At 69.8% G+C, this 26,140-nt stretch carries 22 protein-coding genes; 13 read left to right on the forward strand and 9 right to left on the reverse strand.

All coding sequences use genetic code 11. The features are described from left to right. Positions 1 to 30: 30 nt before the first annotated feature. From murJ to trxA, 6 genes are all read left to right on the forward strand, one after another. Complete coding sequence (gene murJ / locus RND61_RS07380; protein WP_315876984.1) at positions 31 to 2,235, forward strand: murein biosynthesis integral membrane protein MurJ; 2,205 nt, start codon at positions 31 to 33, stop codon at positions 2,233 to 2,235. Between the two features lie 119 nt (positions 2,236 to 2,354). Beyond that, a complete protein-coding gene (locus RND61_RS07385; RefSeq protein ID WP_315876985.1) occupies positions 2,355 to 4,079 on the forward strand; it encodes a protein kinase family protein in 1,725 nt (574 codons plus the stop codon). A 61-nt stretch (positions 4,080 to 4,140) separates the two neighbouring features. Then, entirely contained in the window at positions 4,141 to 4,845 is a 705-nt protein-coding gene (sigM, locus tag RND61_RS07390; RefSeq protein WP_315876986.1) for an RNA polymerase sigma factor SigM, read from the forward strand. Continuing rightward, positions 4,842 to 5,756 (forward strand): hypothetical protein, encoded by a 915-nt coding sequence (locus tag RND61_RS07395; RefSeq protein WP_315876987.1) that lies wholly within the window; start codon positions 4,842 to 4,844, stop codon positions 5,754 to 5,756. Before sigM ends, RND61_RS07395 begins: the two co-directional genes overlap by 4 nt. Before the next feature lie 125 nt (positions 5,757 to 5,881). After that, a complete protein-coding gene (gene trxB / locus RND61_RS07400; protein WP_315876988.1) occupies positions 5,882 to 6,856 on the forward strand; it encodes a thioredoxin-disulfide reductase in 975 nt (324 codons plus the stop codon). Between the two features lie 43 nt (positions 6,857 to 6,899). Further along, a complete protein-coding gene (gene trxA / locus RND61_RS07405) occupies positions 6,900 to 7,244 on the forward strand; it encodes a thioredoxin (RefSeq protein WP_315876990.1) in 345 nt (114 codons plus the stop codon). Positions 7,245 to 7,327: 83 nt separating this feature from the next. Here the strand turns inward: trxA and RND61_RS07410 are convergent, their stop codons facing one another. The 9 genes from RND61_RS07410 to rpmH form a co-directional block, all read right to left on the reverse strand. Next, positions 7,328 to 7,945 carry a GNAT family N-acetyltransferase gene (locus RND61_RS07410; RefSeq protein WP_315876991.1) on the reverse strand — a complete coding sequence of 206 codons (618 nt, stop codon included), beginning with the start codon at positions 7,943 to 7,945 and terminating at the stop codon, positions 7,328 to 7,330. Positions 7,946 to 8,119: 174 nt separating this feature from the next. Next, a complete protein-coding gene (locus RND61_RS07415) occupies positions 8,120 to 9,220 on the reverse strand; it encodes a ParB/RepB/Spo0J family partition protein (protein ID WP_315876992.1) in 1,101 nt (366 codons plus the stop codon). Then, on the reverse strand, positions 9,217 to 10,302 hold the full coding sequence (locus tag RND61_RS07420; protein ID WP_315876993.1) for a ParA family protein: 1,086 nt from the start codon (positions 10,300 to 10,302) through the stop codon (positions 9,217 to 9,219). The genes RND61_RS07415 and RND61_RS07420 overlap by 4 nt, the downstream gene beginning before the upstream one ends. Before the next feature lie 234 nt (positions 10,303 to 10,536). Then, a complete protein-coding gene (gene rsmG / locus RND61_RS07425) occupies positions 10,537 to 11,271 on the reverse strand; it encodes a 16S rRNA (guanine(527)-N(7))-methyltransferase RsmG (protein WP_315876994.1) in 735 nt (244 codons plus the stop codon). Between the two features lie 72 nt (positions 11,272 to 11,343). Beyond that, positions 11,344 to 11,853, reverse strand: a complete 510-nt coding sequence (locus RND61_RS07430) for a Jag family protein (RefSeq protein WP_315876995.1) — start codon at positions 11,851 to 11,853, stop codon at positions 11,344 to 11,346. Between the two features lie 13 nt (positions 11,854 to 11,866). Next, entirely contained in the window at positions 11,867 to 13,096 is a 1,230-nt protein-coding gene (yidC, locus tag RND61_RS07435; RefSeq protein WP_315876996.1) for a membrane protein insertase YidC, read from the reverse strand. Between the two features lie 3 nt (positions 13,097 to 13,099). Continuing rightward, a complete protein-coding gene (gene yidD / locus RND61_RS07440; protein WP_315876997.1) occupies positions 13,100 to 13,426 on the reverse strand; it encodes a membrane protein insertion efficiency factor YidD in 327 nt (108 codons plus the stop codon). Next, positions 13,423 to 13,794: a ribonuclease P protein component gene (gene rnpA, locus RND61_RS07445; RefSeq protein WP_315876999.1), complete on the reverse strand. Its 372-nt coding sequence runs from the start codon at positions 13,792 to 13,794 to the stop codon at positions 13,423 to 13,425. The genes yidD and rnpA overlap by 4 nt, the downstream gene beginning before the upstream one ends. Positions 13,795 to 13,812: 18 nt before the next feature. Further along, complete coding sequence (gene rpmH, locus RND61_RS07450) at positions 13,813 to 13,950, reverse strand: 50S ribosomal protein L34 (protein WP_003956500.1); 138 nt, start codon at positions 13,948 to 13,950, stop codon at positions 13,813 to 13,815. Positions 13,951 to 14,311: 361 nt separating this feature from the next. Between rpmH and dnaA the strand changes: the two genes are divergently transcribed. The 7 genes from dnaA (at position 14,312) to gyrA (ending at position 26,139) form a co-directional block, all read left to right on the forward strand. Then, positions 14,312 to 16,180 (forward strand): chromosomal replication initiator protein DnaA, encoded by a 1,869-nt coding sequence (gene dnaA, locus RND61_RS07455; RefSeq protein ID WP_315877004.1) that lies wholly within the window; start codon positions 14,312 to 14,314, stop codon positions 16,178 to 16,180. 914 nt (positions 16,181 to 17,094) lie between these two features. Further along, positions 17,095 to 18,225 (forward strand): DNA polymerase III subunit beta, encoded by a 1,131-nt coding sequence (gene dnaN, locus RND61_RS07460; RefSeq protein ID WP_315877005.1) that lies wholly within the window; start codon positions 17,095 to 17,097, stop codon positions 18,223 to 18,225. Positions 18,226 to 18,315: 90 nt separating this feature from the next. Beyond that, the gene (gene gnd / locus RND61_RS07465; protein ID WP_315877006.1) at positions 18,316 to 19,191 is read left to right on the forward strand and encodes a phosphogluconate dehydrogenase (NAD(+)-dependent, decarboxylating); all 876 of its coding nucleotides are present in this window, start codon (positions 18,316 to 18,318) and stop codon (positions 19,189 to 19,191) included. Positions 19,192 to 19,222: 31 nt separating this feature from the next. After that, positions 19,223 to 20,353, forward strand: coding sequence for a DNA replication/repair protein RecF (recF, locus tag RND61_RS07470; protein ID WP_315877007.1), 1,131 nt, complete (start codon positions 19,223 to 19,225; stop codon positions 20,351 to 20,353). Next, a complete protein-coding gene (locus RND61_RS07475) occupies positions 20,350 to 20,913 on the forward strand; it encodes a DUF721 domain-containing protein (protein WP_315877008.1) in 564 nt (187 codons plus the stop codon). Before recF ends, RND61_RS07475 begins: the two co-directional genes overlap by 4 nt. 406 nt (positions 20,914 to 21,319) lie before the next feature. Continuing rightward, positions 21,320 to 23,452, forward strand: a complete 2,133-nt coding sequence (gene gyrB, locus RND61_RS07480) for a DNA topoisomerase (ATP-hydrolyzing) subunit B (RefSeq protein ID WP_315877009.1) — start codon at positions 21,320 to 21,322, stop codon at positions 23,450 to 23,452. Positions 23,453 to 23,493: 41 nt separating this feature from the next. After that, a complete protein-coding gene (gene gyrA, locus RND61_RS07485; RefSeq protein WP_315877010.1) occupies positions 23,494 to 26,139 on the forward strand; it encodes a DNA gyrase subunit A in 2,646 nt (881 codons plus the stop codon). Position 26,140 lies beyond the last annotated feature (1 nt).

The raw sequence follows: 26,140 nt of genomic DNA on the forward strand, positions 1-26,140 counted from the left end.
GCCGGCCGGGGACGATGAGGTGGGGTATCCATGAACGCGCCGTACGACGGTGACCGCGGTCAGGGCGCGGGCGGCGGCAGTGCGCCTCCGGGCGGGACACCGCCCGTCCCGGCGCCGGGAGACCCGCAGGCCCCGCACAACCCCTACGCACAGGACCCCTACGTCCAGGACGCCTACGACCACGACCCGTACCGCTCCTACGACCTCTCCTCGCAGGACCCGGTCGGCGAGGCCCTGTACGACCGGGCCGCGCACCCACCGCCCCCGCCCGGCACCTACGAGGAGCCCCGCCCGCTCTACCAGCAGCCCGCCGCTCCGCAGTACGCGCCCGACCCCCGGGTGTGGGCCCAGACACCGCCGCCCGAGCCCGCCGGACCCTCCCGCCACCTTCCGTACGGCGACGACGCCAGGACCGTGCAGTTCACCGGGGTCGACGACCTGGTGACCCACGCCGCCGAGGAGAAGCCGGCACCCGACGCCTTCGCGCACCTCTACCGGGACCAGCAGCTCCAGGGCCAGCCGACGACGGCCGCGCCGGTCCTCGAGCCGGCGGAGCCGGAAGTGCCCGCGGAACCGGTGGCGGCCCCGCCGCCGAAGAAGTCGGGCGGAAAGGCGTCCGGGCTGCTGAAGTCCAGCGCCGTGATGGCGGCGGGCACCCTGGTGTCGCGGCTCACCGGCTTCCTGCGGAGCCTGGTGATCACCGGCGCCCTGGGCGCGGCGACACTCGGTGACGCGTTCACCGTCGCCTCCACGCTACCGACGATGATCTACATCCTGACCGTGGGCGGCGGACTCAACTCGGTCTTCGTTCCGCAGCTCGTCCGCTCGATGAAGAACGACGAGGACGGCGGCGAGGCGTACGCCAACCGGCTGCTCACCCTGGTGATGGTCGCCCTCGCCGTGATCGTGGGCATCGCCGTGTTCCTGGCGCCCCTCCTCGTCCACGCGATGTCGCCCACCATCGCGAACGACCCGGACGCCAACAGCGTCGCCGTCACCTTCGCCCGGTTCTGCCTGCCCACCATCTTCTTCATGGGCGTCCACGTGGTGATGGGTCAGATCCTGAACAGCCGGGGCAGGTTCGGCGCGATGATGTGGACTCCAGTCCTCAACAACATCGTCGTCATCTTCACGTTCGGCCTCTTCATCTGGGTGTACGGCGCCTACTCCGAGACGAAGATGGGCGTCGACGTCATCCCTGACGAGGGCGTCCAATTGCTCGGCGTCGGCATGCTGCTGGGCCTCGTCGTCCAGGCGCTGGCGATGATCCCGTACCTGCGCGAGGCGGGCTTCCGCTTCCGGCCGCGCTTCGACTGGAAGGGCCAGGGCCTCGGCAAGACGGTCAGACTGGCCAAGTGGACGGTCCTGTTCGTCCTCGCCAACCAGGCGGGCGTCGTCGTCGTCACACAACTGGCCACGGCCGCCGGAAAGGCGTCCGGCGCGGACGGCGCGGGCATCCTCGCCTACTCCAACGCCCAGCTGATCTGGGGCATGCCGCAGGCCATCATCACGGTCTCCGTCATGGCCGCGCTGCTGCCCCGCATCTCGCGCGCCGCGCACGACAACGACCCCGGCGCCGTCCGCGACGACATCTCACACGGCCTGCGCAACTCGGCCGTCGCGATCGTGCCGGTCTCCTTCGGCTTCCTCGCCCTGGGCGTGCCGCTGTGCACCCTGCTCTACGCCTCCAGCGGCCTGGAGGCGGCCACCGGCATGGGCTTCATGCTGATGGCGTTCGGCCTGGGCCTGATCCCGTACTCCGTCCAGTACGTCGTCCTGCGCGGCTTCTACGCGTACGAGGACACCCGCACGCCGTTCTACAACACCGTCATCGTGGCGGCCGTCAACGCCGCCGCCTCCGCCGTCTGCTACTTCGTGCTCCCCGCCCGGTGGGCCGTCGTCGGCATGGCCGCCAGCTACGGCATCGCCTACATGGTCGGCGTGGGCATCGCCTGGCGGCGGCTGCGCAACCGGCTGGGCGGCGACCTCGACGGGGCCCATGTCGTACGGACGTACGCCCGCCTCTCCATGGCGTCGATGCCCGCGACACTGGCCGCCGGCGCGGTCGCGTGGGGCCTCCTCACCCTGCTCGGGATGGACGCGCTGGGCTCCCTCGTGGCGCTCGTGGCCGGCGGAACCGTACTGATCGGCGTGTTCTACGTGGCGGCCCGCAAGATGCGCATCGAGGAGCTCAACGCCATGGTGGGCATGGTCCGGGGCCGTCTCGGCCGCTAGGACACGGGGCTGTCGCACAACCATCGCCGCCCACCGCGTGTCGTGCATAGCGGTGGACTGTGGGCACAATTGGCATGGCTGTTGGATATGGCGCATCGAATGGGGAGGCAGGAACGACGGTGGCGGAACGTAGCACGGCTGCCGTCGACGTGGCCGACAACAGCGGTGACGATCCGCTGACCGCCAAGGCGGACACGACCACGGCCGACGGGGCGGAAGCGCAGGACGCGACGGACATGTCTTCCCTGAACACGAACGGCGAACAGGAAGCCGACGACGATCCCGCCATCAAGACCCCGGAGCTGCACAGCGGGCACAAGCTCGCCCGTCGCTACCGGCTCGAGGAGTGCGTCACCCGCCTGGACGGTTTCAGCAGCTGGCGGGCGGTCGACGAGAAGCTGCGGCGCGCCGTCGGCGTGCACGTCCTGCCCGCCGACCACCCGAGGGCCCGGTCGGTCCTGGCCGCCGCACGCTCCTCCGCGCTGCTCGGCGACCCCCGATTCGTCCAGGTCCTCGACGCCGTCGAGGAGAACGACCTCGTCTACGTCGTGCACGAGTGGCTGCCGGACGCCACCGAGTTGACCACCCTGCTCGCCGCCGGTCCTCTGGAACCGTACGACGCCTACCAGCTCGTCAGCCAGGTCTCCCAGGCGATGGCCGCCGCGCACCGCGAGGGCCTGGCCCATCTGCGGCTCACGCCGGGCGCCGTGCTGCGCACCTCCACCGGCCAGTACCGGATCCGGGGCCTCGCCGTGAACGCGGCGCTGCGCGGCATCACCGTCGACCGCCCGCAGCGCACCGACACCGAGGCGATCGGCGCGCTCCTCTACGCCGCGCTGACCCAGCGGTGGCCGTACGAGAACGACGCCCACGGCCTGTCCGGGCTTCCCAAGGGCATGGGGCTGATCGCCCCCGACCAGGTACGGGCGGGGGTCCACCGGGGCCTGTCCGACCTCGCCATGCGCGCGCTCGTCAACGACGGCGCGACCGCCTCCCGCCAGGAACCCCCCTGCACGACGCCCGACGAACTCGCCAAGGCCGTCGCGGCCATGCCCCGCATCCGCCCGCCGGAGCCCGCCTTCCCTCCCGCGCCGGAGTACCAGCGCACGACCTACCAGCAGGGCACGTACGGCCGTCCGCAGCAGCACCCGAGCGTCGCCGTCACCCAGCCGGTGCTCCCGCCGCCCGCGCCCCTGGAGAGCCGCGCCGGCAAGGTGCTGAAGTGGACCGTCTCCGCGCTGCTGATCGCCGCGCTGGGCCTCGGTAGCTGGCAGGTCGCCGATCGCCTCCTCGACCAGGGCGGCGGCACGAACAGCGGGCCGGGCGCGACGCAGCCGTCCCCCGAGGTTTCGGTGGACGACAAGGCGGCACCCCAGCTGCGCCCCCTGAAGATCGTTGATGCCCGGGAGTTCATGCCGAGGGGCACCGGCATACAGATCGACCAGGTGCAGAACGCGGTCGACGGCGACCCCCAGTCGGCCTGGATCACGCCCGAGTACCACGGCTACGCCAACTTCGGGAACCTGGAGAAGCGCCGGGGCGGCAGCGGACTCGTCATCGACCTCGGCAGCGAGCAGAACGTCTCCGGCATCCGCGTCGGCCTGTACCGGAACGGGCAGACCCTGCAGCTCCGCGCCGGCGGCGAGGCGGCCATGGGCTCCAGCTCCCTGGCGGACTTCCCCCAGCAGCTGGCTCCGCTGAAACGGGCCGACGACGACCTGGACGTGAGGCTGGACAAGCCGGTACGGGCCCGTTACGTCCTGATCCACATCACCGAACTGCCACCGGACGGCTCACCCGGCCGGTTCCGCGGCGGCATTTCCGAGGTCCAGGTCCTGGGCTGACCGATGCCCCGCACGAGGACCGTCGTGCCGTCGGCGCTCGAGCAATCGGAGGGGAAGGCGTATGGGAGCGGGGACAGAGCAGGAACCCAGCGACGCTGACCTGCTCGCGCAGCACGTCGCCGGCGACCCCGACGCCTTCGGTCGGTTGGTGAGGCGCCATCGTGACCGGCTCTGGGCGGTGGCCTTACGCACGCTCGGAGATCGCGAGGAGGCCGCCGACGCCGTCCAGGACGCCCTCGTCTCGGCGTTCCGGGCGGCTCACACCTTCCGGGGGCAGTCCGCCGTCACCACGTGGCTGCACCGCATCACGGTCAACGCCTGCCTGGACCGGGCCCGCAAGACCGCGTCCCGCCGGACGGCTCCTCTGGACGACACGGAACGGTTGGAGCGGTTCCTGGAGCCCCATGAGTCGGCCGAGGCCCCTGCCGAGCGGCACGACCTGCACCGCCAGCTGCTGTCCGCCCTGGCGACGCTTCCCGCCGACCAGCGCGCCGCGCTGGTCCTCGTCGACATGCAGGGGTACGCGGTGGCCGAGGCTGCCGAGATCCTCGGAGTGCCGACGGGGACGGTGAAGAGTCGCTGCGCCCGGGGTCGTGCCCGTCTTGTGCCCTTGCTCACTCATCTGCGCGGTGACCCCGTGGATAACACCGGTACCGACGGGGGAAGGAACCGGACGCCGGGGGCATCCGTCCCACCGGCATCAGAACCAAGGGATCCAGGACCGAACGATCCTGCTGCTGTGAAGGGCGGAGGTGGACGCGCGTGACATCCACGGCCGACACGACTCGGCATCCGGACGTCTCGGAGATCTCCGATCTCACGGAGGGGGTCCTCCCACCGTCCCGCACGGTGGACGTACGCCGCCATCTCGACCGCTGCGACCTCTGTGCCGACGTCCGCAGTTCCCTGGAGGAGATCCGCGGTCTGCTCGGTACGCTGCCGGGCCCGGCCCGTATGCCGGTCGACGTGGCGGAGCGCATCGATGCCGCACTGGCCGCCGAGGCGCTTCTCGACGCCACCACTCCGAACGGCGCCGCACCCGTTTCACGTGAAACCACGCGGAAGGCCGTCGGGGCAGCCCCCGACAGGTCCGGGACGGCCGAGCGCCCCGCAACCGCACCGGCCGGTCGGCCCTCCAGCTCCACGGGGCCTGGACGCGCCCCGGCCCGTCGGCGCCGCTACGCGGTGGTGAGCGCTGTCTGCGGCTTGGCAGCGGTCGGCCTGGGGGTCCTGGTCTTCCAGGCGGCGGTCCCGAACGGCGACGAGTCCGGTGTCGCCTCCGCCGAGAACGCGCCGGTCTCCCACGACCCCCGCTTCTCCGGAACGGTGCTCACGGACAAGGTGCGGTCCCTGCTCATCTCTCGCGAGCGTTCCTACGACACCACGTCGCCGCGTCTCCCGTCGATCCGCGACGCCCAAAAAGACGCCAGCCCGATGGTCGGCACGGCGGATCGGCACCTTCCCATGTGCGTACGGCAGGGACTTGCCCGGAGCGAGCAGCCACTCGCGGTGGAGCGGGGCGAGTACCGAGGGCGGTCCGCCTACCTCGTGGTACTTCCGCACCCCCGTACCGAGACGCAGGTCGACGTCTACGTCATGGACGCTTTCTGTACGACGGCGAAGAACCCTTCCGACGCCGCGGACGTGCTGCTCAAGCAGTCCCAGCCCCGTCCCTGACGGGCACGCCCGAAGCCGCACGGTCCCGCGGGAATGCGCGCCCCTTAGGATCCGTTGGGTGGGGTGAGAGTCTTGACCCGGCCCCCGTAGGCAGTAGGCAGTCTGCAGAGACGAGGAAGAAACCCGTGAGCGACGTCCGAAACGTGATCATCATCGGCTCCGGGCCCGCCGGTTACACGGCAGCGCTCTACACCGCACGCGCGTCGCTGAAGCCGCTGGTCTTCGAGGGCGCCGTCACCTCTGGTGGCGCCCTGATGAACACGACCGACGTGGAGAACTTCCCCGGGTTCCGTGACGGCATCATGGGCCCCGAGCTCATGGACAACATGCGGGCCCAGGCCGAGCGCTTCGGTGCGGAGCTCATTCCGGACGACATCGTCGCCGTCGACCTGTCCGGTGACATCAAGACCGTGACGGACACCGCCGGCACGGTGCACCAGGCCAAGGCGATCATCGTGGCCACCGGATCCCAGCACCGCAAGCTCGGCCTGCCGAACGAGGACGCCCTCTCCGGCCGTGGCGTCTCGTGGTGCGCCACCTGCGACGGGTTCTTCTTCAAGGACCATGACATCGCCGTCGTCGGCGGTGGTGACACGGCGATGGAGGAGGCGACCTTCCTCTCCCGCTTCGCGAAGTCGGTCACGGTGGTGCACCGCCGTGACACCCTGCGTGCCTCCAAGGCGATGCAGGAGCGTGCTTTCGCCGACCCGAAGATCAAGTTCGCCTGGGACAGCGAGGTCGCGGAGATCCACGGCGACCAGAAGCTCAGCGGTCTCACCCTGCGCAACACCAAGTCGGGCGAGACTTCGGAACTGCCGGTGACGGGCCTGTTCATCGCCGTCGGCCACGACCCGCGCACGGAACTGTTCAAGGGCCAGCTGGAGCTGGACGACGAGGGCTACCTGAAGGTGGACGCGCCGTCCACGCGCACCAATGTGAAGGGTGTCTTCGCCGCCGGCGACGTCGTCGACCACACCTACCGCCAGGCCATCACGGCTGCGGGCACGGGCTGCTCCGCCGCGCTGGACGCCGAACGCTTCCTCGCCGCCCTCGCCGACACGGAGAAGCTGGCCGAGCCGGAGAAGACCCCCGCGGTCTGACCTTCGATTCCCACCCACACCCCGCACAGTGAAGGAGGCCACCGTGGCCGACCTCAAGGCAGTGACCGACGCCTCGTTCGAGGAGGCCGTCCTCAAGAGCGAGAAGCCCGTACTGGTGGACTTCTGGGCCGCCTGGTGCGGTCCGTGCCGTCAGATCGCCCCCTCTCTGCAAGCGATCGCCGATGAGTACGGCGACCAGATCGAGGTCGTCAAGCTGAACATCGACGAGAACCCGGAAACCGCCGCGAAGTACGGTGTCATGTCGATCCCGACCCTGAACGTCTACCAGGGTGGCGAGGTCGCCAAGACCATCGTCGGCGCCAAGCCGAAGGCCGCGATCGTCCGCGACCTGGCCGACTTCATCAGTGACGAGGCCACCAAGGCGTGAACCCTGGTTTCACGTGTAACGCCGTTTCACGTGAAACACGAACGGCCCATCCCTCCGGGGATGGGCCGTCGCCGTAGGAGCAGTCAGAGCGGACGCAGCGCCGGCTCCTTCTGGACGGCGCCGAGCAGACGGTCCAGGGCCAGTTCCACGTCCTCCTTCCACGACAGCGTGCTGCGCAGTTCGAGACGCAGCCGCGGGTGGACCGGATGGGGGCGTACGGTCTTGAATCCGACGGACAGCAGGTAGTCGACGGGCAGGACACAGGCCGGTTCCTTCCAGCGGGCGTCCCCAAATGCCTCGATGGCCTTGAACCCGCGACGCAGGAGGTCCTTCGCCACCGTCTGCACCATCACCCGCCCCAGCCCCTGCCCCTGGTAGCCCGGCGTGATCCAGGCGGTCATCAGCTGTACGGCGTCGGGGGACACGGGGCTGGTCGGGAAGGCCGTGGAGCGCGGCACGTAGGCGGGCGGCGCGTACATCACATACCCCACCGGGACCTCGTCCACGTAGACGACGCGGCCACAGGAGCCCCAGTCGAGGAGGACGGCGGAAATCCATGCCTCCTTCTCGAACTCCGGTGTTCCGGCCTTGACGGCGGCCTCGCCGCTGACCGGGTCGAGCTCCCAGAAGACGCAGGTGCGGCAGCGCTTGGGGAGGTCCGGAAGGTTGTCCAAGGTGAGCGGTACGAGCCGACGCCCCATGAAGGTTGTCCCTCACTTCCTTCGCCTGCCACGCCACGGGCGGTGGATGCGCATACCCGAACGCATCGTATCGATTGGGTGATGACTCGCATACGGGAAAAGACCAAAGGGCGAACCTCACTCCGGTGAATTCCAGAGCGAGCCCGCCCTCTGTGCTTGGTCCTACGGCGCAGGTCAGCCTTGGTCGTCCGCGTCCGATGCTCCGGACAGCCCCTTGTCGAGAACCCTTCCCTCACCGGGGGCAAGGGTCCCGAGGATGCGGTTCAAGTCCTCCATTGAGGCGAACTCGACGACGATTTTCCCCTTCTTCTGGCCGAGGTCGACTTTCACCCGGGTCTCGAAGCGGTCCGAGAGCCGCGTGGCGAGTTCGCTCAGCGCAGGAGAGACCCGGGCACCGGCCCGCGGTCCCTTCGCCTTGGCTGCCTTGCGCGGCTCGGAAGCCATCAGCGTGACGATCTCCTCCACCGCTCGGACGGAGAGCCCCTCAGCGACGATGCGATGCGCCAGCTTGTCCTGCTCCTCCGGGTCGTCCACGGACAGGAGGGCACGTGCGTGACCGGCCGACAGCACCCCTGCGGCGACCCGGCGCTGGACCGGAGGCGAGAGCCGGAGCAGACGCAGTGTGTTGGAGACCTGGGGACGTGACCGTCCGATACGGTCCGCCAGCTGGTCGTGCGTGCAGTTGAAGTCCTTCAGTAGCTGGTCGTAGGCGGCCGCCTCTTCCAGCGGATTGAGCTGCGCCCGGTGCAGGTTCTCCAGCAGGGCGTCCAGCAGCAGCTTCTCGTCCTCGGTCTCGCGGACGATCGCCGCGACGCGCTCCAGGCCCGCCTCACGGCAGGCCCGCCAGCGGCGTTCCCCCATGATGAGCTCGTACCGCTCCGGGGCGACCCGGCGGACGACGACCGGCTGGAGCAGGCCCACCTCCTTGATGGAGGTCACCAGTTCGGAGAGGGCGTCCTCGTCGAAGACCTGCCGGGGCTGGCGCGGGTTGGGCGTGATGGAGTCCAGAGGCAGTTCGGCGAAGTGGACGCCGGCCGGCATCTCCACCACGGAACCGCCTTCGGGCTGCTCCGGCAACGCGGCGCCGTTGCCGGAGGATGCCGCCTGGGGCAGAGTCGCCACCTTGGCGGCGGCGACGCCCCGCTCCACGCCCAACGCCGGAATGGCCGTGGGCGACGTGGACGCCGTTCCGACCGAAGTGGCCTGCCTCTCCTGTGGAGCTGCGGGAATCAGTGCGCCGAGCCCACGTCCCAGCCCCCTGCGTCGCTCACTCACTGGATCCCCTCCGACATGCCGTGCTGACTGTGCTGATACTGCTGGCCGCCCGTGTGGGCGTGCTGGGCGTCGTAGTGGACGCCCACCCCCCGAAGGGCGATCTCGCGGGCGGCCTCCAGGTAGGAGAGCGCACCGCTGGAGCCCGGGTCATACGTGAGTACCGTCTGTCCATAGCTCGGGGCCTCCGAGATACGGACCGACCGCGGGATGCTGGTGCGCAGCACCTCGTCACCGAAGTGGTTGCGCACCTCCTCCGCGACTTGCGAGGCGAGCCTGGTCCGACCGTCGTACATGGTGAGCAGGATCGTCGACACGTGGAGGCCCGGGTTGAGGTGGCCCCGCACCAGGTCGACGTTGCGCAGGAGCTGTCCCAGCCCTTCCAGCGCGTAGTACTCGCACTGGATGGGGATCAGCACTTCCGCGCCGGCCACCATGGCGTTGACCGTGAGCAGACCGAGCGACGGCGGGCAGTCGATGAGGATGTAGTCCAGCGGCTGCTCGTACGCCTGGATCGCTCGCTGAAGCCGACTCTCCCGCGCCACCAGCGACACCAGCTCGATCTCCGCACCGGCGAGATCGATGGTGGCCGGGGCACAGAAGAGACCTTCGACGTCCCGGACCGGCTGCACCACATCGGAGAGGGGCTTGCTGTCCACGAGGACGTCGTAGATCGAGGGCACCTCGGCGTGGTGGTCGATCCCCAGTGCCGTGGACGCGTTGCCCTGCGGGTCGAGATCGATCACGAGGACGCGTGCGCCGTGCAGTGCCAGGGACGCGGCGAGATTGACCGTCGTGGTGGTCTTCCCCACCCCGCCCTTCTGGTTGGCGACGACCATGATGCGGGTCTGCTCTGGCCGGGGAAGGCCCTCGCCGGCCCGGCCCAGTGCCTGCACGGCCAGCGGGGCGTCAGAGCCCCTGGAGGTGTCATCCAGCGGGGGATGTGTTTCACGTGAAACGTCGTCCCCGGGCAGTTCGGTACGGGGACCGGGGACCGGGTCGGTCATCGGTCCCGCGATGTTGGCGTCGGACCGCAAGGATTCACTCTCCTCGGCTTCAGGCTCGCGATGAACAGAGCCTGCCATGCTTCCGGGGCCGCGAACCAGCGAGGCCCGGCCTTCTGTGGAGGAATCCACTTCTGTGGACAACTCCGTCGCCCCATCGGGGGGCCTATGGCCTCGTGGCGCGGCGGCCACACGGTCGCGGCTGAAGAATCCCTGCAGCAGTGAGCGACGTTTCACGTGAAACACGATGCACGCGCCGCAGGGTCAGAACGTCACGACACTCTGGAACAGGCCGGATGAGAGGTGAAGCACCCGTCAACGGCGGCGTCGCGACGTCCTCGCGGCCTTGGCCCGCTTGGCGGCGAAACGAACACCACCGGGGCTCTCCCCGACCTCGACACGAACCACGGTGGACATCGGGTCGACGATGCCCTCTCCGACGTGCAGCACGGAGGTGCGGACGACCCCCAGCTTGCTGAGGGCGGCGCGGGCGCTCTGGACCTCCTCCTCGGCTGTGTCCCCCTTCAGGGCGAGCATCTCCCCGTAGGGACGCAGCAGGGGCACGCCCCAGCCTGCGAGCCGGTCCAGCGGGGCGACCGCACGGGCCGTGACCACGTGGACAGGGGGAAGCTTGCCCAGCATCTCCTCGGCGCGCCCACGGGCGACGGTCACGTGGTCCAGTCCCAGCAGCTCGACGACCTCCTGGAGGAAGTTCGTCCGGCGGAGCAGGGGCTCCAGCAGCGTGATCTTGAGGTCAGGACGTACGAGCGCGAGCGGGATGCCCGGCAGACCGGCCCCGGAGCCCACGTCGCAGACGGTGACGCCTTCGGGCACCACCTCGGAGAGCACCGCGCAGTTCAGCAGATGCCTCTCCCACAGCCGCGGCACCTCGCGGGGGCCGATGAGGCCGCGCTTGACCCCTGCGTCCGCGAGCAACTCCGCGTACCGGACCGCTTCCGGGAAGAACTCACCGAAGACCGTGTGCGCCTCCTGGGGCGCAGGGGGAAGTTCCTCTGCCTCGGACACGGGAACCGTCCTTCCGTACCGCACTGGGTGGCTGACTATCAGGCTGACAAAGATCGGCCCCGCCTGCGGACAGACGGGGCCGACACGACGAAGGGGTCAGGCGGGGAGCACGACGACGAAGCGCTGCGGCTCCTCGCCCTCGGACTCGCTGCGCAGGCCGGCGGCGGCGACCGCGTCGTGGACGACCTTGCGCTCGAAGGGGGTCATCGGCTCCAGCTTCACGGGCTCACCGGTGTTCTTGGCCTCGACCGCGGCCTTGGCACCCAGCTCGGTCAGCTCGGCACGCTTCTTGGCACGGAAGCCGGCGATGTCCAGCATGAGCCGGCTGCGGTCACCGGTCTCACGGTGCACCGCGAGACGTGTGAGCTCCTGCAGCGCCTCCAGCACCTCACCGTCACGGCCCACGAGCTTCTGCAGGTCGCGGCTGCTCGTGTCGCTGATGATCGAGACCGCGGCGCGGTCTCCCTCGACGTCCATGTCGATGTCGCCGTCGAGGTCGGCGATGTCGAGCAGACCCTCGAGGTAGTCAGCCGCGATCTCACCCTCCTGCTCCAGGCGGGTCAGGGTGTCGCCACCCTCGGCGGCGGACGTGGTGCCTTCCGTCACGGATGGACTCCTTCTACTTCTTCGACGACGGGTGCTTGGGCCGCTGCTGGCCCTTGCGCTGTCCGGACTTGGCTTGACGTGCGGGGGCGGGCTTGCCGGGCTGCTGGGACTGCTCGGGCTGCGCCTGGTCCGCCTTCTCCAGGGAGGTCTTGGCGGTGCCGGGCTGCGCGGTGGCGGCCTGACGCTTCGCCTTCGTCTGGCGCTTGGGCTGCTGGCGGCGCACCGCCGCGGCCTCCGCCTCGGCCTCGACCGGGTCGACCTTCCGCACCGTGCCGTCGGCCTGGGCGGTGAAGCCGGCCTTGGCGAGGCTGCCGATGAAGCGGCGCTCGTTGTCGTTGCGGTCCGGGCCCTTGGCGACGATGGCCTGGAGGACGTTGCGCTTGCGGCGGCCGCGCACCTCGCCGTGCTGGGTGATGCTCTTGAGGAGCCGCTGCAGGTAGTGGTCCTGTGCCTTGCTGCCCGGCGTCGGGTTCTGGTTGATCACGTACATCTGCTGGCCCATGGTCCACACGTTGGTGGTCAGCCAGTAGACGAGGACGCCGACGGGGAAGTTGATGCCCATCACGGCGAACATGATCGGGAAGATGTACATCAGCATCTTCTGCTGCTGCATGTACGGGGTCTTCACCGACAGGTCGACGTTCTTCTGCATCAGCTGACGCTGGGTGAAGAACTGCGACGCCGACATCAGCACGATCATGATCGCGGTGACGATGCGGACATCGGTCAGCGAGGCGTTGAGCGCGTGAACCGTGCCGGGGTCGTCCATGAACTTCGCGGCGATCGGGGCACCGAAGATGTGGGCCTCGCGGGCGCTGTCGACCAGCTGCTGGTTGAGGCTGCCGATCGTGTCACCGGACGAAATCTTGCTGAGCACGTGGTAGAGCGCGAAGAAGAACGGCGACTGCAGGAGGATGGGGAGGCACGAGGAGAGCGGGTTGGTACCCGTCTCCTTGTACAGCTTCATCATCTCTTCCGACTGGCGCTGCCGGTCGTTCTTGTAGCGCTCCTGGATGGCCTTCATCTTCGGCTGGAGCGCCTGCATGTTCCGCATCGACTTGATCTGCTTCACGAAGAGCGGGATCAGGCAGATGCGGATGACGATCACCAGGGACACGATGGACAGACCCCAGGCCCACCCCGTGTCGGGCCCGAAGATCGCACCGTACAGCTTGTGGAACTGGACGATGATCCACGAGACAGGTCCGGTGATGAAGCTGAACAGATTTCCAATCGTGTCCACTAATCAGGCTCCTTGAGCATGGGGCGAGGTCTCGGCGGCCGGGCTCGTCCCGTCGGAACGCCCGCCCTTGTCGCCGCGCAGCCGTGCGCGCAGCAGTTCGTGCCAACGGGGGCGCTTGCGCGGCGGCACGTGGTCCACTCCGCCGGGCGACCAGGGGTTGCAGCGCAGGATGCGCCAGGCGGTGAGGGCCGTGCCCTTGACGGCACCGTGCCGGTCGATTGCGGTGTACCCGTAGTGGGAACACGACGGGTAGTACCTGCAGACGGGGCCCAGCAGTGGGCTGATCGTCCACTGGTAGAGCTTGATCAGGGCCAGCAGCGGGTACTTCATCGCGCGCCCCCTCCCAGGAGCCGCTGCAGGGCGGCGTCCAGGTCTCGGGCCAGCTGTGCATGGTCGGCGTCACCCGCGCCGGGCAGCGCTCGTACTACCACCAGGCTACCGGGGGGCAGCACGGCGAGCCGCTCCCGCATCAGGTGCCGCAGTCTGCGCTTCACCTGGTTGCGGACGACCGCCCCGCCGACGGCCTTGCTGACGACGAAACCCGCACGCGTCGGGGGAGCGCTCTCCCCAGGCGCGTGCGGGTCCGTTGCACCGCTGCGTAGATGGACGACGAGGCTCGGGCGGCCTGCCCGGCGTCCTCGCCGTACCGCGGTCGCGAAGTCCTCGCGCCGCCTCAGCCGATTCTCGGAAGGCAGCACGTCATGACCTGACCGCGATCAGGCGGACAGACGGGCGCGACCCTTGCTGCGGCGGGACGCGAGAATCGCGCGGCCGGCGCGCGTACGCATGCGCAGGCGGAAGCCGTGGGTCTTGGCGCGACGACGGTTGTTCGGCTGGAAGGTGCGCTTGCTCACTCGGGGGCTCCAGAAATGATTCGTGGGGTGGCGGGGTATCGCTTGGCTGTCACCGTGCGCCCACGAGTAGCTCGCAATACGCCCGAGTGCACCGCTACACGATCACGTGATGTGATCTTTGCCCATCGGAGGCAGGCGGCAGCAGCCATCGACAACTCGACCTGGTTACGGTACGCGCGGCTACGCCATCCGGTCAAACCGGCGGCATGGCGGGACACACTATGCACAGGCTGTGGACAACAACTTGAACCACGCGAGCTGCCACGACTACCGTGACTGGACTCGGATTCCTTTCCTGCCTGTCCTTCCCATCCCGTCCCGAGAAGCACACATTCGCGGGACCTGTGAGAGAGCGTGCCCCGTGGCTGATGTACCTGCTGATCTTGCCGCAGTGTGGCCACGAGTGCTGGAGCAGCTCCTCGGCGAGGGGCAGCAGGGCATCGAGCCGAAGGACAAACAGTGGATCGAGCGGTGCCAGCCGCTCGCGCTGGTGGCCGACACCGCCCTCCTCGCCGTCCCCAACGAATGGGGCAAGCGCGTCCTGGAGGGCCGGCTGGCCCCGCTGATCAGCGACACGCTCAGCCGTGAGTGCGGCCGCCCGATCCGGATCGCGATCACCGTCGACGACTCCGTCGGCGACCAGTCCCCGCCGCCGGCCGCCCCGGAGCGGCACCAGCCGGAGCGCCCGCGCTACGAGGAGCGCGGCCAGGGCTACGAGGAGCGCGGTCAGGGCGAGCCGTACGACGCGTACGGGCGGCCCGTGGCGGACGACGGGCTGCCGTCCGTGCGCCCCGCCTACCCCGACTACCAGCAGCAGCGCCCGGAGCCCGGCGCGTGGCCGCGCACCCAGGAGGAGCTGCCCTGGCAGCAGCCGCGCCTGGGCGGCTTCCAGGACCGCGACCCGTACGCGACGGCCCGCCCGCAGCAGCCGCATCACGACTACGGCGCCCCGCAGGGCTCCGAGCACGGCGGGTACGACTCCCCGCGCGCGGAGCGGCGGGAGCTGCCCGACGCGCAGGACCGGCGCCGGCCGGGCGGCCCCGCGGGCCCCGCGGGCTCCGGTGGTCCGGAGGCCCGGGGCGGGGCGGGCGGCCGTGGTGCACCGGGTCCCGGTCCGATGGCCGGCCCCGGGTCCATGGGCGGGGCGGGCGGGCTGGGCCAGGGCGGCTCCGGCGGTACGGGCGGCCCGGGGGAGCAGCACGCGCGGCTGAACCCGAAGTACCTGTTCGACACGTTCGTCATCGGCTCGTCCAACCGGTTCGCCCACGCGGCGGCGGTCGCGGTCGCCGAGGCGCCGGCCAAGGCGTACAACCCCCTCTTCATCTACGGCGAGTCGGGGCTCGGCAAAACCCACCTGCTGCACGCGATCGGTCACTACGCGCGCAGCCTCTACCCGGGGACGCGGGTGCGGTACGTGAGCTCGGAGGAGTTCACCAACGAGTTCATCAACTCCATCCGCGACGGCAAGGGCGACACGTTCCGCAAGCGCTACCGCGACGTGGACATCCTGCTCGTGGACGACATCCAGTTCCTGGCGAGCAAGGAGTCGACACAGGAGGAGTTCTTCCACACCTTCAACACGCTCCACAACGCCAACAAGCAGATCGTGCTGTCCTCCGACCGGCCGCCCAAGCAGCTGATGACGCTGGAGGACCGGCTGCGGAACCGCTTCGAGTGGGGCCTCACCACGGACGTCCAGCCGCCGGAGCTGGAGACGCGCATCGCGATCCTCCGGAAGAAGGCGGTCCAGGAGCAGCTGAACGCCCCGCCGGAGGTGCTGGAGTTCATCGCGTCGCGGATCTCCCGGAACATCCGCGAGCTGGAGGGCGCGCTGATCCGGGTGACGGCGTTCGCGAGCCTCAACCGCCAGCCGGTGGACCTGGTGCTCACCGAGAGCGTGCTGAAGGACCTGATCCCGGGCGGCGAGGACACCGCGCCGGAGATCACCGCGGGCGCGATCATGGCGGCGACGGCGGACTACTTCGGGCTGACGGTCGAGGACCTGTGCGGCTCGTCGCGCAGCAGGGTGCTGGTGACGGCCCGGCAGATCGCGATGTACCTGTGCCGGGAGCTGACCGACCTGTCGCTGCCGAAGATCGGCGCGCAGTTCGGCGGGCGGGACCACACGACGGTCATGCACGCGGACCGGAAGATCCGCGCGCTGATGGCGGAGCGGCGCTCCATCTACAACCAGGTGACCGAGCTGACGAACCGCATCAAGAACGGCTGACGGCGCGCGGTGCGGCGCTTCGCGGGCGTCCCGGGACGGGTTTCCGGGGCGCCCTTCGCCGTCTTCGGAGGCCGTCCGGTCCGGTTCGGGCCGGGCCGAACCGGTTCTGCGGGCGCCCACGGGCGGGCAGCGGCAGCGGGGCCGTTCGAATAGCTGCGTCGGTCACGCCGTTCTCCACAGATTTGGAGACGGCCTCCCGTCCACAGGCTGGGGACTGAGAAGTTATCCGATCCTTGTCCACAGCAGGGGTGTATGGGTCGTCGTACGCCCAGGTCAGAGGCGTGTGGATTTGTGGTCGAACGTTATCCACAGCTTGTGGAAAGTAAGTTTGTCCACAGGCTGTGATCGGAGTTGTCCACCAGCAGCCCACAGGCTCAAGGGCACGGTCCACAGCTTCTCCACACCGCTGTCCACTGTTCGGCAACGAAACACCCCCAGTCACCGTGACGAGTGAAAGCGGTCACACCAAGAAGCCGGATTGGGCTGTGGGGAACCTGGGTAAAACTGGGGACGGCTCTGGGGAGAAGTCCGCCCTGCCTGTGCATCGGGTGTGCAGAACTTCGCCGCGTCCACAGCGGACCCCGGTTGTCCACCGCTGCCACCCACAGGACCGGTGGACAAAATCTGGGCTGTGACCTGCGTGGACGGGGTTATCCACGGTTTCCACAAGCCCTACTACTACTCCCACACAGAGTTAGCTGGGATTTCGCTTGGAAGCGGGGCCTGTGCACAACTCGGCGCCGACGCTCCGACCGCGGCCCGTCCCGACTTGACCCCGAGCCGCGCCGAGTGTCGGCGGCGTACGTCAGACTGGTCCCCGGCATTCCGACGCAACCGCTGCGGCGGTGGACGGACCGGATGCCGGACGAGGAAGGCCAGCAGGGCGAGCCAGCAACAGCAGGAGGCGGCTTACGGTGAAGATCCGGGTGGAGCGCGATGTACTCGCGGAGGCGGTGGCCTGGGTGGCCCGCAGCCTCCCGGCCCGTCCGCCCGCGCCCGTGCTCGCGGGCCTTCTGCTGAGGGCCGAGGACGGTGCGCTGAGCTTCTCCAGCTTCGACTACGAGGTCTCCGCGCGGGTCTCGGTCGAGGCCGAGGTCGAGGAGGACGGCACGGTCCTGGTGTCCGGGCGGCTGCTCGCCGACATCTGTCGCGCCCTCCCCAACCGGCCGGTGGAGATTTCCACAGACGGTGTACGGGCGACGGTGCTCTGCGGCTCGTCCCGCTTCACCCTCCACACCCTTCCTGTGGAGGAGTATCCGGCGCTGCCGCAGATGCCGACCGCCACCGGCACGGTGCCCGGCGAGGTCTTCGCCTCCGCCGCCGCGCAGGTCGCCATCGCCGCGGGCCGCGACGACACGCTGCCCGTCCTCACGGGTGTGCGCATCGAGATCGAGGGCGACCGGGTCACCCTGGCCTCCACCGACCGCTACCGCTTCGCGGTCCGCGAGTTCCTGTGGAAGCCGGAGTCCCCGGACGCCTCGGCCGTCGCCCTGGTGCCCGCCAAGACGCTGCTGGACACGGCCAAGGCGCTGACCAGCGGCGACACGGTGACGCTGGCGCTGGCCGGCTCCGGTGCCGGCGAGGGCCTGATCGGTTTCGAGGGCGCCGGGCGCCGCACCACCACGCGCCTGCTCGAAGGCGACCTGCCGAAGTACCGGACGCTGTTCCCGACGGAGTTCAACTCGGTCGCGACGATCGAGACGGCTCCGTTCGTGGAGGCCGTGAAGCGCGTGGCGCTGGTCGCCGAGCGGAACACCCCGGTGCGGCTCAGCTTCGAGCAGGGCGTGCTCATCCTCGAGGCGGGTTCCAGCGACGACGCACAGGCTGTGGAGCGCGTCGACGCGCAGCTGGACGGCGACGACATCTCGATCGCCTTCAACCCGACGTTCCTGCTCGACGGCCTCAGCGCCATCGACGCGCCGGTCGCCCAGCTCTCCTTCACCACGTCCACCAAGCCCGCGCTGCTGAGCGGCAAGCCGGCCGTGGACGCGGAGGCGGACGAGGCGTACAAGTACCTGATCATGCCGGTTCGGCTCAGTGGCTGACTGAGCGGCTGACCCCACAGGTGTGCACCCGTGTCCGGGCGTAGTCTCGGACACGGGTACGAACCGCACACAACGCGTAAGGAAGATCTGATGGAGCTCGGTCTCATCGGCCTCGGCAAGATGGGCGGCAACATGCGCGAGCGCATCCGCCGCGCGGGCCACACCGTCGTCGGGTACGACCGCAACCCCGACCTCGCCGATGTCCACAGCCTCGAGGAGCTCGTGGGCAGGCTGAAGGGCCCGCGCGTCGTGTGGGTCATGGTCCCGGCCGGCGAGGCCACGCAGTCCACCATCGACCAGCTGGCCGAGCTGCTCTCCCCGGGCGACGTCGTCGTCGACGGCGGCAACTCCCGCTGGACGGACGACGAGAAGCACGCCGAGGAGCTGGCCGCCAAGGGCATCGGCTTCGTCGACTGCGGCGTCTCCGGCGGTGTGTGGGGCCTGGAGAACGGCTACGCGCTCATGTACGGCGGTGACGCCGAGCACGTCGCGAAGGTCCAGCCGGTCTTCGACGCGCTGAAGCCGGAGGGCGAGTTCGGCTCCGTCCACGCGGGCAAGGTCGGTGCCGGCCACTTCGCGAAGATGGTCCACAACGGCATCGAGTACGCGATGATGCAGGCCTTCGCCGAGGGCTGGGAGCTGCTGGAGGCCGTGGACTCCGTCACGGACGTCCGCGAGGTCTTCCGCTCCTGGCAGGAGGGCACGGTCATCCGCTCCTGGCTGCTGGACCTGGCCGTCCGCGCGCTCGACGACGACGAGCACCTGGAGAAGCTGCGGGGCTACGCCGCGGACTCCGGCGAGGGCCGCTGGACGGTCGAGGCCGCCATCGACAACGCGGTGCCGCTGCCCGCGATCACCGCGTCGCTGTTCGCGCGGTTCGCGTCGCGCCAGGACGACTCGCCGCAGATGAAGATGATCGCCGCCCTGCGCAACCAGTTCGGCGGACACGCGGTCGAGAACAAGTAACACGCACAGCCGGGAGAGGTCGGCGCACACCATGCACGTCACGCATCTGTCGCTGGCCGACTTCCGTTCGTACGCCCGGGCCGAGGTTCCTCTCGACCCGGGCGTCAGCGTCTTCGTGGGCGCCAACGGGCAGGGCAAGACGAACCTGGTCGAGGCGGTCGGCTACCTCGCGACGCTCGGCAGCCACCGGGTGTCCTCCGACACCCCCCTCGTCCGGATGGGCGCCGAGCGCGCCGTGATCCGGGCGGCCGTCCGGCAGGGCGAGCGGCAGCAGCTCGTCGAGCTGGAGCTCAACCCCGGGAAGGCCAACCGCGCCCGCGTCAACAGGTCCTCGCAGGTCAGACCGCGCGACGTACTGGGGATCATACGGACCGTGCTGTTCGCGCCCGAGGACCTCGCCCTGGTGAAGGGCGACCCCGGCGAGCGGCGGCGGTTCCTCGACGAGCTGATCACCGCCCGGTCGCCGCGCATGGCCGGCGTGCGGTCCGACTACGACCGGGTCCTCAAGCAGCGCAACACCCTCCTGAAGACCGCCGCCATGGCCCGGCGGCACGGTGGCCGTTCCCTGGACCTGTCCACCCTCGACGTGTGGGACCAGCACCTCGCGCGGGTCGGCGCCGAACTGCTCGCGCAGCGGCTCGACCTCGTCGCCGCGCTCCAGCCGCTCGCCGTCAAGGCGTACGAGCAGTTGGCCCCCGGCGGTGGCCCCGTCGCCCTGGAGTACCGCGGCTCGGCGGGCGGCGACGTCCACGGGCCGGCCGGCCGCGAGGAGCTGTTCGAGCGGCTGATCGCCGCGCTCGCCGACGTGCGCAAGCAGGAGATCGAGCGCGGGGTCACCCTCGTCGGGCCGCACCGCGACGACCTCGGGCTGCTGCTGGGGCGGATGCCGGCGAAGGGGTACGCCAGTCACGGCGAGTCCTGGTCGTACGCGCTCGCGCTGCGGCTGGCCTCGTACGACCTGCTGCGCGGGGAGGGCAACGAGCCCGTCCTCGTGCTGGACGACGTCTTCGCCGAGCTGGACGCGAGGCGGCGGGAGCGGCTGGCGGAGCTGGTCGCGCCGGGCGAGCAGGTGCTGGTGACGGCGGCGGTCGGCGACGACGTGCCGGGGGTGCTGGCGGGTACGCGGTACGCGGTGTCGGAGGGGGCGGTGGAGCGCGTATGAGCACGCAGTCGCAGGCGCCGCGGCCGGCGGGCCCGACGCAGGCCCCGGTTCCCGAGCCGTCCGGCGTCGACCTCGCGCGCGTGGCGCTGCGCGCGGCCAAGGAGCAGGCGAAGGCGCGGGGCGCCGCGGCCCAGCAGAAGAAGCAGGCGCGGCGCGGCGGCGGCCTGCGCTCCGGGGCGCGCGCCGACGGGCGCGACCCGCTGCCGCTGGGCGCGGCGATCAACCGGTTGATCACGGAGCGCGGCTGGGAGGCGCCCGCGGCGGTCGGCGGCGTCATGGGGCGGTGGCCGCAGATCGTGGGCGAGGACCTGGCGAAGCACTGCGTGCCGCTGCGGTACGACGAGGACCCCGACGAGCGCGTCCTCACCGTCCAGTGCGACTCCACGGCGTGGGCGACGCAACTGCGGCTGCTCGCGCCCCGGCTGGTGGCCCGGCTGAACGAGGACCTGGGGCACGGGACGGTGCGCCACATCCGCGTCCTCGGGCCCGGCGGACCGCGCCGCGGGTACGGCCCGCTGCGGGCGCCCGGCAGCACCGGGGCCGGCGACACCTACGGCTGACGGTCCTGCCGGAGGGACAGGAACCGGCCATTTCAGGGTCCGGGCCGGCCGGGAGCGGAGCGGGACCGGGCGTCCGGCGGCGCCTGCGCGCGCCCCGGGCGGCCACCGGGCCTCCCACGGGCCGGCCGAGGACGGCGAACCAGGCCGTGACCTGCCGCGCGGGGGACGGCGGCGGGGTCCTCGGAGCGCTTCGGAAGAGGGGGTTCCGGGGGCGGTGACGGCGGTTGCGGGTGGTTGACAGGCCGAAGCGCTGAGTGCCCGCGTGAGCCTCTTGGAGCCCCGTCCCACATATGGGGAGTCGGCGGGCGCCGGTTCAGAGCGGCACATGCGGACCCAGGTACCGGCAAACCCCCATGAGTGTCAGCGCTACCGGTAGACTGGTAAGCAATCCCGCCCACTGCGGAACATGTCGAACGACGCAGCCACTCCGGGGCCTCCCGGGAGGTGGCTCGCGCTGTGCCAGAAAGGGCGCTTCGTGGCCGATTCCGGCAACCCCAACGAGAACATTCCGTCCACTCCTGCCGGCGAGAGCGGCGCGGCCCCGGCGTCGGGCTCCCCCGCGTACGACGCCAGCGCGATCACCGTCCTCGAGGGTCTGGACGCGGTCCGCAAGCGGCCCGGCATGTACATCGGCTCGACCGGTGAGCGTGGACTCCACCACATGGTGCAGGAGGTCGTCGACAACTCCGTCGACGAGGCCCTGGCCGGCCATGCGGACACCATCGACGTCACGATCCTGGAGGACGGCGGCGTCCGCGTCGTCGACAACGGCCGCGGCATCCCGGTGGGCATCGTCCCCTCCGAGGGCAAGCCCGCCGTCGAGGTCGTGCTGACCGTGCTGCACGCGGGCGGCAAGTTCGGCGGCGGCGGCTACGCGGTCTCCGGCGGTCTGCACGGCGTGGGCGTCTCCGTGGTCAACGCGCTGTCGACGCGGGTCTCCGTCGAGGTCAAGACCGACGGCCACCGCTGGACGCAGGACTACAAGCTGGGTGTCCCCACCGCGCCCCTCGCCAAGCACGAGGCCACCGAGGAGACCGGTACGTCGGTCACCTTCTGGGCCGACCCGGACATCTTCGAGACCACCGACTACTCCTTCGAGACGCTGTCGCGCCGCTTCCAGGAGATGGCGTTCCTCAACAAGGGCCTGACGATCACGCTCACCGACGAGCGCGAGTCGGCCAGGGCGACGATGAACGCCGACGACGCCGACGCCTCTGCCGAGGCGGTGGAGGAGCAGCCGGCGCGCACGGTGACGTACTACTACGAAGGCGGCATCGTCGACTTCGTCAAGTACCTCAACTCCCGCAAGGGCGAGCTGATCCACCCCACGGTCATCGCGGTGGAGGCCGAGGACAAGGAGCGGATGCTCTCGGTCGAGATCGCGATGCAGTGGAACTCGCAGTACACGGAGGGCGTGTACTCGTTCGCGAACACGATCCACACCCATGAGGGCGGTACGCACGAGGAGGGCTTCCGCGCGGCGCTCACCGGTCTCGTCAACCGCTACGCGCGCGACAAGAAGCTGCTGCGGGAGAAGGACGACAACCTCACGGGCGAGGACATCCGCGAGGGCCTGACCGCGATCATCTCGGTCAAGCTCGGCGAGCCCCAGTTCGAGGGCCAGACCAAGACCAAGCTGGGCAACACGGAGGCGAAGACCTTCGTGCAGAAGGTCGTCCACGAGCACCTGTCGGACTGGTTCGACCGGAACCCGAACGAGGCGGCGGACATCGTCCGCAAGGCCATCCAGGCCGCCACCGCGCGCGTGGCCGCCCGCAAGGCGCGGGACCTGACGCGCCGGAAGGGCCTGCTGGAGTCGGCGTCCCTGCCGGGCAAGCTGTCCGACTGCCAGTCGAACGACCCGACCAAGTGCGAGATCTTCATCGTCGAGGGCGACTCCGCCGGCGGCTCCGCCAAGTCCGGCCGCAACCCGATGTACCAGGCCATCCTGCCGATCCGCGGCAAGATCCTGAACGTCGAGAAGGCGCGGATCGACAAGATCCTGCAGAACACCGAGGTCCAGGCGCTGATCTCGGCCTTCGGCACCGGGGTCCACGAGGACTTCGACATCGAGAAGCTCCGCTACCACAAGATCATTCTCATGGCGGACGCCGACGTCGACGGCCAGCACATCAACACGCTGCTGCTGACCTTCCTCTTCCGCTTCATGCGACCGCTGGTCGAGGCCGGCCACGTCTACCTCTCCCGCCCCCCGCTGTACAAGATCAAGTGGGGCCGGGACGACTTCGAGTACGCCTACTCGGACCGCGAGCGCGACGCGCTCGTCGAGCTCGGCAAGCAGAACGGCAAGCGGATCCGCGAGGACTCCATCCAGCGCTTCAAGGGCCTGGGCGAGATGAACGCCGAGGAGCTGCGCATCACCACCATGGACCAGGACCACCGGGTGCTCGGCCAGGTCACGCTGGACGACGCGGCCCAGGCCGACGACCTGTTCTCGGTGCTGATGGGCGAGGACGTGGAGGCGCGGCGCTCGTTCATCCAGCGCAATGCCAAGGACGTCCGCTTCCTCGACATCTGAGTCGGTCTCAGCTGACCGTACGAAAGGACTGAAGACCAGCAATGGCCGACGAGAACACCCCCGCCGCCGTGACGCCCGAAGAGGAGCCCGCCACCCCCGGTGTGGGCCTGCGCGTCGAGCCCGTCGGGCTCGAAACCGAGATGCAGCGCTCGTACCTCGACTACGCGATGTCCGTCATCGTGTCGCGCGCGCTGCCCGACGTGCGGGACGGCCTCAAGCCCGTCCACCGGCGCGTCCTGTACGCCATGTACGACGGCGGCTACCGGCCCGAGAAGGGCTTCTACAAGTGCGCCCGCGTCGTCGGCGACGTCATGGGCACGTACCACCCGCACGGCGACACCTCCATCTACGACGCCCTGGTCCGCCTGGCCCAGCCGTGGTCGATGCGCATGCCGCTGGTGGACTCCAACGGGAACTTCGGCTCGCCGGGCAACGACCCGGCCGCCGCCATGCGCTACACCGAGTGCAAGATGGCGCCGCTGTCCATGGAGATGCTCCGGGACATCGACGAGGAGACCGTCGACTTCCAGGACAACTACGACGGCCGCAACCAGGAGCCGACGGTCCTCCCGTCACGCTTCCCGAACCTGCTGGTCAACGGCTCGGCCGGAATCGCGGTCGGCATGGCGACCAACATCCCGCCGCACAACCTGCGCGAGGTCGCGGCCGGTGCCCAGTGGGCGCTGGAACACCCGGAGGCCAGCCACGAGGAGCTCCTGGACGCGCTGATCGAGCGCATCAAGGGCCCCGACTTCCCGACCGGCGCCCTCGTCGTCGGCCGCAAGGGCATCGAGGAGGCGTACCGCACGGGCCGCGGCTCGATCACGATGCGCGCGGTCGTCGAGGTCGAGGAGATCCAGAACCGGCAGTGCCTGGTCGTCACCGAGCTGCCGTACCAGGTCAACCCGGACAACCTCGCGCAGAAGATCGCCGACCTGGTGAAGGACGGCAAGATCGGCGGCATCGCGGACGTCCGCGACGAGACCAGCTCCCGCACGGGCCAGCGGCTCGTCATCGTCCTCAAGCGGGACGCGGTCGCCAAGGTCGTCCTCAACAACCTCTACAAGCACACCGACCTCCAGACGAACTTCGGCGCGAACATGCTCGCGCTGGTCGACGGCGTGCCGCGCACGCTCTCGCTGGACGCGTTCATCCGCCACTGGGTGACGCACCAGATCGAGGTCATCGTCCGCCGTACGCGCTTCCGGCTGCGCAAGGCCGAGGAGCGGGCGCACATCCTGCGCGGTCTGCTCAAGGCGCTCGACGCGATCGACGAGGTCATCGCCCTGATCCGGCGCAGCGACACGGTGGAGGTCGCGCGCGAGGGCCTGATGGACCTGCTCCGGATCGACGAGATCCAGGCCAACGCCATCCTGGAGATGCAGCTGCGCCGCCTGGCCGCCCTGGAGCGCCAGAAGATCGTCGCGGAGCACGACGAGCTCCAGGCGAAGATCAACGACTACAACGGCATCCTCGCCTCCGAGCCCCGCCAGCGGCAGATCGTCAGCGAGGAGCTGGCGCAGCTGGTGGAGAAGTTCGGCGACGACCGCCGTACGCAGCTCGTGCCGTTCGACGGCGACATGTCCATGGAGGACCTGATCGCCGAGGAGGACATCGTCGTCACCATCACGCGCGGCGGCTACGTGAAGCGGACGAAGACCGACGACTACCGGTCGCAGAAGCGCGGCGGCAAGGGCGTGCGCGGCACGAAGCTGAAGGAAGACGACATCGTCGACCACTTCTTCGTCTCCACCACCCACCACTGGCTGCTGTTCTTCACCAACAAGGGCCGCGTCTACCGCGCCAAGGCGTACGAGCTGCCCGACGCCGGCCGGGACGCCCGCGGCCAGCACGTCGCCAACCTGCTGGCCTTCCAGCCGGACGAGCAGATCGCCGAGATCCTCGCGATCCGCGACTACGAGGCGGCGCCCTACCTGGTCCTCGCGACCAAGGCGGGCCTGGTGAAGAAGACCCCGCTCAAGGACTACGACTCCCCCCGCTCGGGCGGCGTCATCGCCATCAACCTGCGCGAGCGGGAGGACGGCAGCGACGACGAGCTGATCGGCGCCGAGCTGGCCTCCGCCGAGGACGACCTGCTGCTCATCAGCAAGAAGGCCCAGTCCATCCGCTTCACCGCGACGGACGACGCGCTGCGCCCGATGGGCCGGGCCACGTCCGGGGTGAAGGGCATGAGCTTCCGCGAGGGCGACGAGCTCCTCTCGATGAACGTCGTCCGCCCCGGTACGTTCGTCTTCACGGCGACGGACGGCGGTTACGCCAAGCGGACGGCCGTCGACGAGTACCGCGTCCAGGGTCGTGGCGGCCTCGGCATCAAGGCTGCGAAGATCGTGGAAGACCGCGGTTCGCTCGTCGGCGCCCTGGTGGTCGAGGAAGGTGACGAGATCCTCGCCATCACGCTGTCCGGTGGTGTGATTCGCACGCGCGTCAACGAAGTCAGGGAGACCGGCCGTGACACCATGGGCGTCCAGCTGATCAACCTGGGCAAGCGCGATGCCGTCGTGGGCATCGCGCGCAACGCCGAGGCCGGCGCCGAGGCCGAAGAGGTCGACCAGACCGACGCGGTCGACGGCGCGGACGTGGAAGAGACCGAGGCCGCCGTCGGTACCGGCGCCGCGGTCGAGGCAGCCGAGGGCACGGAGTCCTCGGCCGGGGAGCACGAGGAGTAAA

It is taken from the genome of Streptomyces tamarix, from assembly GCF_032423885.1.
GTDB lineage: Bacteria > Actinomycetota > Actinomycetes > Streptomycetales > Streptomycetaceae > Streptomyces > Streptomyces tamarix.